Here is a 10122-nt window from a genome sequence, read left to right as displayed (position 1 = left end):
ACTGAGTTTCCCGTTGGAGCGAGGCTTGCCCGCGAACCAGACACCCCGGTTCATCAGCCCTACTGCGTCATCGTTCTTCGCGGGCAAGCACCGCTCCCACAAGGGTACGCGGCACACCAGGCGCATCGCGTCATCGTTCTTCGCGAGCAAGCTCGGCTCCAACAGGCAACTGAGTTTTCCGTTGGAGCGAGGCTTGCCCGCGAACCAGACACCCCGGTTCATCAGCCCTACTGCGTCATCGTTCTTCGCGGGCAAGCACCGCTCCCACAGGGGTACGCGGCACGCCTGGCGCAGCGAGTCAGCTCCGGGGGACCGGCTCTTCCGGAGGAACACAAACTCCCCTACAGGCTTCTGCGAAATTCTGTCCGCTTAGCGTAAGCTTCAGCCACCACACCCCAAGACAGCCGGAAGTCGCCATGCCAGAACACTTTATGCCAGAGCTCCCAAGCCTCATCACCTTCTCCCTGATTTGCCTTGGCATGGTCCTCACACCGGGGCCGAACATGGTCTACCTGATCTCCCGCTCCATCTCCCAGGGCCCGAAAGCCGGGTTGATCTCCCTCGGTGGCGTTGGGCTCGGCTTCCTGTTCTACATGCTCTGCGCTGCATTCGGCATCACCGGCCTGGTCATGGCGGTCCCTTACGCCTACGACGCATTGCGCTACGCCGGAGCGCTGTACCTGTTGTACCTGGCATGGCAGGCACTCAAGCCCGGCGGCCGCTCACCGTTCCAGGTCAAGGAATTGCCTCGGGACAGCAATAAACAGCTATTCCTGATGGGGCTGATGACCAACCTGCTCAACCCGAAAGTCGCGGTCTTGTACCTGTCCTTGCTACCGCAATTCATCAGCCTCGACAGCGGTGCAAGCGTACTGAGCCAATCGCTGATCCTCGGCTTCTTTCAGATGCTTATCAGTCTCAGCGTGAACGCCATGATCGCCTTGGCTGCAGGCTCCATCGCCGTCTTCCTCACCCAGCGCCCAACCTGGGCAATGGTCCAGAAATGGCTCATGGGCACAGTGCTCTGCGGGTTGGCGGTGAAAATGCTGGTGGAAGGGCGGCGCTAAATCTTCGCTGGATAAATGCTGCTTTCAAGGCGTCAATCGCAGCCTTAAAGCAGCAATTATCACTTCTTGTTATCGGTAATCGTCTTCAACAACTCCCCATGGGCTTTAGCGTCTTTCTCCAGGGAGATCACGTTGACCATCGCCGTGCGCTTGCCTGCTGCGGCCGTCACGGTGGTGCTCAACACCTTGCCCCCATCGACGCTGCCGGAAATGTCCAGCTGCCGCACGCCCAGGCCGCGCCGCACCATTTTCTTCTCGCCGAGCTTTTTGAAGTTCTGATAACTGGCCTTCTGCTGCTCAATGGTCGCAGCAATGATTCCGTCCAGCGTCGCCTTGTCATTGCTGGACACTTTCTGCCCGGCATCCAGCGGCGTCTCAGTGATAATCACCACCCGCTTGGCCGCCTTGTTCATGTACAGCGAACCCGTCACACCCGCCGCCCTGGCCTTGTCATCAATCTCAGGCATCGGGCTTTTCACATACTCCTTAGGCAAGCGAAACACCAGCCGCCCGCCCAGAAGCGAGACTTTCTGCAGACTGGGCGCTTGCTGTTTGGTAGCAGCAACGACGTCAGCACTCTGCAGGCTCATCATCAGCGCAGCAGCCAGCACAACGGTTTTACAACTGAAAAACCGCATGGGGTTTCCTCATAAGGGTTGGGTCAATAGCGAATGGTGGCATCCTGCCTTACTGGGGGGATTGATGTCGAATCGTTGGAGGAGAGTGGAGCCCAGATTACGACGCGACTGGCGAGACTACTTCCCCATCGGCGCCAACATCGCCCGAATCCCCCGACACTTCGGATAATCCCCGCACCCCCAAAAATTGCCCCCTGCATTACGCCCGGTGCGCGCCACTTTTATCACCATGGGTTTCTTGCAGTGGGGGCAGGCGGGGGCTTTGGGTTGCGCGGGCTTTTGCGGCTCTGGCTCAGGGGCAACTTTGACGTCGGGCACTACAATGACGGGCTCAACAACATCTTTGACGGCCACAGGCTCAGGTTCGGCGGCTGGACGTTTACTTTCAGTAATCCATTGATTCAGCTGTGCGCCATCCACCAGTTGCAAGTTGCGTCCCGATGCAAACTCCCTCGCAGGATCGGTAAAGCGCCCGCTGGTGATCACGAAACCACCTACCGCCCCTTCAGCCGCCATGGCGCCATACAACTCACGAACCACGGATACTCCCACTTGCATCGAGCGCCATTGCTTGCACTGCACCAGATATTTTTCGCCATCCCGGCGCGCCACCAGATCAATCCCGCCATCCGGGCCGTTACCGCCGGCTTCTTGCACCGTGAAGCCTCTGCGCCTGAGAGCCTCGCCTACCAGCAGCTCAAATTCCTGCCAAGTGATGCTGATTAATGTATTGCCGCCAGCAACGGCGATTGAGTCCAGCAAACGACGCCGCTTACGTCGCCCTGCAATCGAAGCAATCGCTCCGCCCACGAAAATAACCGGCAGAACAAACTGTCCGACGTTAGCAAGTAGTCTTATGAAGGTGCCAATCAACATCGACTGCACACCCTGCAACCCTGAATAAACCGGTACAGGCATCACGGCAACCGAATGCAGTAACCAGCCCGAAGCCACAGCGAGAACAGTGCTTAACCACCAAGGCAGCTTGGCGGCCAGGAACAGCAGGGCAGAAGGTGTTGAAGATTTTTTGCGGGACATATCCGTTGCCTTAACCAGCCAATCCTGTGTGAGGCCGCAATGGTGCCGAGGTTGAAGCGTTGAAGTAAAGGCGATTTACGGCGGACTTGTGTGGGAGCGAGCTTGCTCGCGAAAGCGTCCGTTAAGCCACCCCCTACTCAGGCTGAGGACCACCCCACCCACCACGCCAAATCCGCCACTCCATGGCGCAATAGTGGCCCATAGCTATACCGTTCAGCTGATAACAAAAGGCGTAATGCCATAATGATGGCAATCCGACGAGCGTCACTCACGGGCTTCGTGTCATTGCCGACACAATCCTCGAACAGACACTCACTTTGGATATAACACTATGGTTTCGACGGTCACCTCCTACATGGACTCACGCAACAAAGCTGTAACCGGCCAAGGGAATGATGGCGTGGTTATGGTATCCACAGGAGGTGGTTATTACGGTACAGGCGTTTTGTTGTATGGCGGTCAGGCGATCCTGACGGCTGCTCATTTATTCAAGAATGGCACCAACAACACCTCGGTTACTTTCGAAACTTCAGCCGGTAAACAGACGCTGGGCGCGAGCAAGGTCGACGTGATGTCGAACTACGACGCGATCAACCTGAACAACGACCTGGCGATCGTCTGGCTCAACGGCCATGCACCGGTCAGTGCCAATCGCTACGACCTGTACCGTGACGCCAACGAAATCGGCCAGACCATGACCATGGTCGGCTACGGCGTGCCAGGCACCGGAGCGTCGGGTGTTTCCACCAACTACTCGGCCGCACCGATTCGCCAGATCGCCTCCAACAAATTCGACGCCGACGCAGCCGCGCTCAAGGCGAAGATGGGCAACTACATCGCCTGGAACCCTAAGGCTGGCACCCAGCTGATCGCCGACTTCGATGATGGCACCGCCAGCCACGACGCCCTCGGCAGCCTGCTCGGTATTCGCGATACCGGTCTGGGCCAGAAAGAAGGCATCCTCAGCGCTGGCGACAGCGGCGGCCCGGCCTTCATCAACGGCAAAATCGCCGGCATCGCCAGCTCGATCAACAGCATGTACCTCAACGGCGCGCACCCGGACGTCGACAACAGCCTCAACAGCAGCTACGGTGAAATCGGTGCCTGGTCGCGCATCAGCGCCTATCAGGAAACCATCGACAAGGCGATCCGCGCCAGCTACACCGACGCGCCGACCAAAATGTCCGAGGTCAAAACAAACGTCGTCGAAGGCAACACCGGCGCGACCAATGCCTACTTCCTGGTCCAGTTCAACGGCACCCGCAGCGACCCGAACCAGGTAATCAGCCTCAACTTCACCACCCGCGATGGCACTGCCAAAGCCGGCGAAGACTACCTGGCCACCAAAGGCACCCTGAACTTCTACGCTGGCGAAACCCAAGCCGTCGTCGCTGTCGAAGTACTTGGCGACTACAAATGGGAAGCCAACGAAACCTTCTACATGGACTTCACCAACCCGGCCGACGCCAGCCACGGCACCAACATCGTCCTCAGCGGCATGCGCACCATCGTCAACGATGATGGCCCGCTGGGCTGGATTTGATCGCGACGGATTAAAGCAGACAAGCAGCCTCACTCCACCGTTGGAGCGAGGCTTGCCTGCGAAGGCGTTGGATCAGCCACATTGATCCTGGTTTGCAACTCCCCGCTCAAGAAGTCTGGCCATTTCAATCAAATCAGTTTAGTGGCGTAATGATGGCATGGTACAAGGCTGGTAAGACACTTCGTCCTATCAGCTAAGGATCAGCCTTGAGAAAGATAGGAATCAGCTTCATCGCCGCGCTGGCATTGCTCTGCGCATTTTCGGTGTTTGCAAAGGACACCAAAATCCCTGATTCAGCCGTCGTTCAACTCATCATCGACGACTCAATTGCAGGCTACTCGGGCAACTGCCCATGCCCCTATAACTCAATGAGTAATGGCAGAAGCTGCGGCAAACGCAGCGCCTACAGCCGCCCCGGTGGAGAATCGCCGCGCTGCTACAAAGAAGACGTCACCAAAGCGATGGTTCAGGACTATCGGCAGCGGATGAAAGGCTAGAACCTGTGGGCGAGGCGGCGAACCAGGCACGCCGCCTTACTAACTACCCCTGTAGGAGCGCGCTTGCCCGCGATGGCATCAGTGCAGCCAACCGATATTTCATTCCATACCCGCCACCCCTAAAAACAAGACGCCTCTTCTGCTCCGCCGCCAGCGGGAAGAGGTCTATGTTAGATTCCGCTCAGTCATTAACGGATATTTCAGTCAGGGAGAACACATCATGCTCGCAGTAGGCGTGGCGTTCGTCGCAATAGGCTTAGCCAGCAGCAACCCGGGCTTCTGGATACCTGGCTGTGTATTCATGGCCATTGGGTGTTCTCAAAGAGTCAAAGGTCGGGACTGACCGTACGACCGATGCGGCACAGAAGCGCGACTTCGTAGACCCTCACACCTCGCAGGAGCGACCGGGTGGCGCTCCACCTTGCCCGCAGCGCATAGCTTGAACGACTCAACAAAGGAGGCTGCATGCTTGAAGTGTGGGGAAGACGCTCATCGTTCAATGTTCAGAAAGTCATGTGGCTCATCGGCGAGCTGGATCTGCCCCATGTGCATATTCCGGCAGGCGGCGCCTTTGGCCTCAAAGACTCTCCCGAATTCCTGGCCATGATCCCTCACGGTCGGATCCCTGTGATCAGGGACAGCGACGGCACCGTTGTCTGGGAATCACACAGCATTCTCAGGTATCTGGCGGCACGTTACGGCGGCCCCGAGCTCTGGAGTAACGACCCTGTGCGCCGCGCCCAGATCGACTGCTGGATGGACTGGTCTCAGACAACGCTGCAACCCGAGTTTCTAACCGGAGTGTTCTGGGGTTTCTACAGAACCCCAGAGGCTCAACGGGACCTCAAAGCGATCGAAAAAAACGTGGCGTTGTGCGCGAAATATTTTCAACTGCTCGACCAGGTATTGAGCAAGAAGGACTTTCTAGCCGGCCCACACTTGACGCTGGCAGATATACCGGCGGGCACTCACCTCTACCGCTATTTCAACCTGGATATCGCCCGCCCAGATATTCCGCACGTGGAGGCCTGGTATCAAAGGCTTCAAACGAGTGCGGCCTTTCGGAAGCACGTCATGATTCCTTTTGACGATCTATTTGGGCGGTTGGATTACTGATAACGGGCGGTCCGGCGTGCAGGCTCGTTCGAGTAACTGCTCAGGGTCGAGTGGCATTTCTCCGATGATCCATTTAGCGTGTTCTTAATGCCCAACTTTGCCAAAGACCGGCTCGGCTACGATAATCCTCCCCCTGCGCCAAGGATGGCCCGCTAGTCATAGGGAGATCTTGAAATGCTGAATACGCCATCGGTCCATTCAAGAAGGCCTCGTTTGGAATTTAGTCTCAATCAGTGGTTGAGCGTTTACCCAGATTTTTTAAACGTTGGTGATGCGTTTTTGCCGCTTTCCCACCTATTAGATCTACATAGCGCCGCCACACGTTCGATGCAGCAGGTGCAGTCAACATTTCTAAAGCGTCCATTCACCAAACGGCCTTACATCATCGGGGTTTCTGGCAGCGTTGCTGCTGGTAAAAGTCATTTTTCTAGAGCTTTATCTATGGCTCTTGAAAAATGGTCCAGCCGACCGAGCGTTCAAATTGTTACCACTGATTCATTTCTGTGCTCCCTCGCAACCTTGCAGAGAGAGGGCCTAGCAGGCCGAAAAGGATTTCCAGAATCCTACAATCGCCCGTTGATGTTCGACTTTCTCCGCTCGATTAGTCGCGGTCGAAGTCAAACCATCCCGATTTACTCTCATGCCACATACGACATCATCCCAGGAGAACATCACCATGTTCAGGCTTCCGATATCGTAATCCTCGAGGGGGTGAACGTATGTCAGGTGGATAGTAATTCCCCTGAAAACGTTCTGGATTATGTGGATTTCTCTATCTATCTGCACGCGCCTGAAGAACACCTTAGAAACTGGTACGTGCAAAGGTTTCTGCGTTTGAAGGCCGAAGCAGCGCTGGAGTCTGGATCCTATTTCAGTCGATTCCACGATCTTTCCTCCGATGAAGCTCAGGAGGTAGCTTTGGAGAGATGGGAGCGGATCAATCTCGTAAATCTGCGAGAGAATATTTTTCCTTCCCGCGACAATGCAGATCTCATCATCGAAAAATCGGCAAACCACACTATCGAATTTTTGAAGCTGCGGGTCGTCTAGCCCATTGGCGTTATAGCTGGCGTGCTAGAACGCCCGCCAGCTGATTCTCTTGCTGCTTATTCAATACAGCCGCCAGATTTCAACCAAACCCAACCCCACGCCAAACCGCCCGCCACCACGGCAATCGACCTTCAACCCGCCCCGAATCCCCAGGCAACTGCCCCAGCGGCAACATCCTCGGCATATCCCGCAACCGAATCCACGGCTCGCTCTGCCAATGCAACAGACACACCGACAACCCCGGCCAACACAACTGACTCAAGCTCGGCGCGGCGTCATTCACCGGCAGCCGATCATCCCGCAAGCACGGCACCACCTCATTAGTGATCCAACGCCGCAAACCGCGATTCTCCGCATGAAAGTGATGTACCAACAACTCATAAATCCCCGACTCACTGACCATCAACTCCTCCTCAGCCCCGTAATGCGTCGCCAGCAACACAATCCGCCGCTGATCCGCATCCAGTTTGCGCGTAGTCCGCTCGTTCAACGGCCAACCCATCAGACGGCTGAAATCTCGGGCACAGAACCAGATTTGGGATTCGAGGAGGAGGGTGCGGAGTTGGCGGTTGTGGCGGTGGAAGGTGGTGGGGTGGAGGGCTGTGGATTGGGTTTGCCTGGGTGGTGCGAAATTGCACTCCACTTGACCATCTGATTGCATCGGTACTGACCACTCGTTTGCATTGCACTTGACCAGGCGTTTGCATTCGATTAGACCACCGATTGCATCGGATTTGACCAGCACGCTTAGTAAACATGATCGGTTGAGAGCTGCCCATTGCTGCCGCTGGCGACAGGCACTATCGGCCAAAAGGAGTCAGTCCATCTGTCTCCAAAATGAGGAACTATTTAGAGGTGCGAAAATCAAGCGGGGATCAGCACCTTGAGTCAATCTATTGTCATATGTGAAATTCGTGATTGAGTTTATTGCCAATTGAACTAAAAAATACTAATAACTGTGGTGCAGTAGCTGGACAGAATCGAGTTTATATACTTTAGTGACCTTTAACTAGTCTAGCTAAGGTGGCGCGCCGTGGCGAATCAAATATGTTTAACGTGCTTAGATAGAGAGGTCTCATTTAAAGATACTCATGGTCAGCCGCCAAAAATCATCCCTTTAGGTGAGGAGCTAGAGTTCCCTTTTTCGAGTATTGCTTCCGTTTCTCATGATTTTACATATGTAGGAAGCGCATTTTTGGTGTCGTCTAAATTGGTTTTGACTGCGGGACATGTATTCACACAGCAAAACTACCAGAGTGAGTCTGAGTTTTCTGTGAGTTTCAAAGGTGGAGAGGTTCTCACAGAAATCTTAAAAATTCATTTTCATCCTGAGCTTGATCTAGCTCTTGGTGTTCTAAGTGACGATGCCGACATGCCCTCGTTTTATTTCGGTTCACCTTTAGTAGGGCAGAAAATAATAGTGATTGGATTTCCTTCCCAGGGATTTGGTACGCAGCAATATTATGGAAATGGTGTCGTAAAGCGAATAGAAGGTGACGTTATTGTACATGACGCAAGCACACGTGACGGGCATAGCGGCAGCCCCATTATACTCCTTGATAAGGCAAATTTTGTTATCGGCGTGCACTCGGAAGCATTGAATGGCGAAGATGAAAATGCTGGACTGGCATGTAATAGTGAAATAGTGAGCTGGATAAATTCTCACAGCTAACAATAAATAAAAATCTGGGTGACTTATGAGATATTTTTTTGCCTCTATATGTTTTATATTGATTTTCGGCTGTAAAAGCACCAGCACCTATACAGTCGACCTGGTTTCCGTCGAAGATATTAGATCCTATGTTTCAACAAAAAATTCTGGTGTTTGCATATTTGCTGATTCGGCGAAGCTAGAAGGGGGTGAAGCTGTGGCTGTCGCTTTAGCGACAACTTTGGTCAAAGAGGGGGTGAGTATGGTTGGTAGGGCGTTGACCGAGGCCGGTGCTAATAAGACTACTCCGAGTGCGCCTGCATTTGGTAATTTTACCAGCGGAGTGACCGAGGTTCCAGTCTGTATACAAGTAGTCAGCGGAAGATTTTATCCGAAAGCACCTCCTGGTTACGAGGCCAGAATGCCAGACTGGGCGGTTAAATCTGGATTTACCAATGATCAATGGAAACGGTTGATGCAAAAAAAGATTTATCTTTCAGAAGCACCATATTTGTTTTTTGAGGGGCAATTCGCTAAGTCAGCAAATCCAAATATATTCACTCTTGCACCCATTTATTTGTCTTTTAGGCAATCTATAGATGATGATGGATTAACTTTTGATTCGAATAGGCATCTGACAGTGGCTGTTGATTTCTTTTCTCCTAGTGCAGATACGGAGAAACCGCTGGGTAGTACTATCTTGGATTTGGGTCGTGTGCGTCGTGGCCAGATCATTTGTTATGGAAAAGACTCGCAATGTCAATATAGTCACACGAAAGACGAGCTCTTCGTGAAGTCAACTAAATATTTTTGGTTGCAATTGCCTGATGGAGATAACTCGCCAATGTATGCTCAATCTGTGATTACAGAGACTAGAGATGGTAATGATTTTGTAAAATTTGTCGGAAAGGTAATGTCCGATAACTCACAGCTTGTTGTAGATACCCTCAATAACGAAGTGGAAATGATGATTTCCAGAACTAAACGGCAAGAAACGAAAGCAGCATTGATGGCTAAAAAGGATACAGCCAGAACAGCCTATAATGATGCAATTGTAGATGCGATTCCGATCCTCCAGTCATGTATTGATGCGGACGAATCGGACAAGGAGAAATATTTTACGGCAGTTCTGAACGCCTCTGAAACGCAGAGAAAAGTAAACAATGCTGCTGCAGCAGCGGATATGTCGCTACCGTTCGTTAAGGAATTTATAGAAAGACCGTCAACAGCGAAAATAAACAAAAATAAGTGCCAATCGTCTCTGGGACGTATTTATCGGGGTGTATAATTGTACGAGTAACAATTTCTTGGCCTATGGATATCCACCTAGACTTGGTATGCGCATAGGTAAGAGAATCACCTCTAGTTTCTTAGCCATTTTTTAGTGTCCGCTTCTGGCCGATTCTGTTGAAAAAGTCGGATTTTCAAACTGGAAGATTTTGAAGTTGATCATCTCTTCAGAACCTATTCACCACGTTGCGTGGCTTTCCGGTTCTGCGTTGATCGTTGCAGCTTGGTTAGT

The 10122-nt window shown here is 53.0% G+C and carries 11 protein-coding genes; 7 read left to right on the top strand and 4 right to left on the bottom strand.

Features of this window, described 5'->3' with window-relative positions; translation table 11 throughout:
• Window positions 1-255 (bottom strand): hypothetical protein (locus IV01_RS26760; protein WP_195758817.1); only part of this gene is annotated, 255 nt, incomplete at its 3' end.
• A 176-nt stretch (window positions 256-431) separates the two neighbouring features.
• Here IV01_RS26760 and IV01_RS03535 point away from each other — a divergent pair.
• The gene (locus IV01_RS03535) at window positions 432-1067 is read left to right on the top strand and encodes a LysE family translocator (protein WP_032631072.1); all 636 of its coding nucleotides are present in this window, start codon (window positions 432-434) and stop codon (window positions 1065-1067) included.
• 59 nt (window positions 1068-1126) lie between these two features.
• Here IV01_RS03535 and IV01_RS03540 read toward each other — a convergent pair whose 3' ends face one another.
• The gene (locus IV01_RS03540) at window positions 1127-1705 is read right to left on the bottom strand and encodes a hypothetical protein (RefSeq protein WP_032631067.1); all 579 of its coding nucleotides are present in this window, start codon (window positions 1703-1705) and stop codon (window positions 1127-1129) included.
• A 117-nt stretch (window positions 1706-1822) separates the two neighbouring features.
• Complete coding sequence (locus IV01_RS03545) at window positions 1823-2743, bottom strand: restriction endonuclease (protein WP_032631065.1); 921 nt, start codon at window positions 2741-2743, stop codon at window positions 1823-1825.
• A gap of 406 nt (window positions 2744-3149) precedes the next feature.
• Between IV01_RS03545 and IV01_RS03550 the strand changes: the two genes are divergently transcribed.
• The 4 genes from IV01_RS03550 to coaA all read left to right on the top strand — a co-directional run bounded on the left by IV01_RS03550 (window position 3150) and on the right by coaA (window position 6949).
• Complete coding sequence (locus tag IV01_RS03550; protein ID WP_032631071.1) at window positions 3150-4286, top strand: Calx-beta domain-containing protein; 1137 nt, start codon at window positions 3150-3152, stop codon at window positions 4284-4286.
• 206 nt (window positions 4287-4492) lie between these two features.
• Window positions 4493-4783, top strand: a complete 291-nt coding sequence (locus IV01_RS03555; protein WP_032631064.1) for a hypothetical protein — start codon at window positions 4493-4495, stop codon at window positions 4781-4783.
• 465 nt (window positions 4784-5248) lie between these two features.
• Window positions 5249-5899, top strand: coding sequence for a glutathione S-transferase family protein (locus IV01_RS03560; protein WP_032631063.1), 651 nt, complete (start codon window positions 5249-5251; stop codon window positions 5897-5899).
• A gap of 174 nt (window positions 5900-6073) precedes the next feature.
• The gene (gene coaA / locus IV01_RS26505) at window positions 6074-6949 is read left to right on the top strand and encodes a type I pantothenate kinase (protein WP_080290395.1); all 876 of its coding nucleotides are present in this window, start codon (window positions 6074-6076) and stop codon (window positions 6947-6949) included.
• Window positions 6950-7028: 79 nt separating this feature from the next.
• Here coaA and IV01_RS03565 read toward each other — a convergent pair whose 3' ends face one another.
• Window positions 7029-7610, bottom strand: a complete 582-nt coding sequence (locus IV01_RS03565; RefSeq protein ID WP_050507934.1) for a Bro-N domain-containing protein — start codon at window positions 7608-7610, stop codon at window positions 7029-7031.
• Between the two features lie 372 nt (window positions 7611-7982).
• Here IV01_RS03565 and IV01_RS26500 point away from each other — a divergent pair, with 372 nt between their 5' ends.
• Together IV01_RS26500 and IV01_RS03575 are read left to right on the top strand one after the other, a co-directional pair.
• Window positions 7983-8621, top strand: a complete 639-nt coding sequence (locus IV01_RS26500; RefSeq protein WP_080290394.1) for a trypsin-like serine peptidase — start codon at window positions 7983-7985, stop codon at window positions 8619-8621.
• A gap of 25 nt (window positions 8622-8646) precedes the next feature.
• Entirely contained in the window at window positions 8647-9888 is a 1242-nt protein-coding gene (locus tag IV01_RS03575; RefSeq protein WP_154232269.1) for a hypothetical protein, read from the top strand.
• The last annotated feature ends 234 nt before the right edge of the window (window positions 9889-10122 follow it).

The sequence above is a fragment of the Pseudomonas syringae genome (assembly GCF_000737245.1).
In the GTDB taxonomy this organism is placed as follows: Bacteria; Pseudomonadota; Gammaproteobacteria; order Pseudomonadales; family Pseudomonadaceae; genus Aquipseudomonas; species Aquipseudomonas syringae_J.
The sequence above is the reverse complement of the archived record's forward strand: the minus strand, read 5'-3'. Positions and strand labels throughout refer to the sequence as shown.

What these genes read in the sequence shown, in the direction of transcription:
- IV01_RS03535 (WP_032631072.1), top strand. Translation starts at nt 432, where the DNA reads ATGCCAGAGCTCCCAAGCCTCATCACCTTCTCCCTGATTTGCCTTGGC.
- IV01_RS03540 (WP_032631067.1), bottom strand. Translation starts at nt 1,705, where the DNA reads ATGCGGTTTTTCAGTTGTAAAACCGTTGTGCTGGCTGCTGCGCTGATG.
- IV01_RS03545 (WP_032631065.1), bottom strand. Translation starts at nt 2,743, where the DNA reads ATGTCCCGCAAAAAATCTTCAACACCTTCTGCCCTGCTGTTCCTGGCC.
- IV01_RS03550 (WP_032631071.1), top strand. Translation starts at nt 3,150, where the DNA reads ATGGTATCCACAGGAGGTGGTTATTACGGTACAGGCGTTTTGTTGTAT.
- IV01_RS03560 (WP_032631063.1), top strand. Translation starts at nt 5,249, where the DNA reads ATGCTTGAAGTGTGGGGAAGACGCTCATCGTTCAATGTTCAGAAAGTC.
- coaA (WP_080290395.1), top strand. Translation starts at nt 6,074, where the DNA reads ATGCTGAATACGCCATCGGTCCATTCAAGAAGGCCTCGTTTGGAATTT.
- IV01_RS03565 (WP_050507934.1), bottom strand. Translation starts at nt 7,610, where the DNA reads ATGCAATCAGATGGTCAAGTGGAGTGCAATTTCGCACCACCCAGGCAA.
- IV01_RS03575 (WP_154232269.1), top strand. Translation starts at nt 8,647, where the DNA reads ATGAGATATTTTTTTGCCTCTATATGTTTTATATTGATTTTCGGCTGT.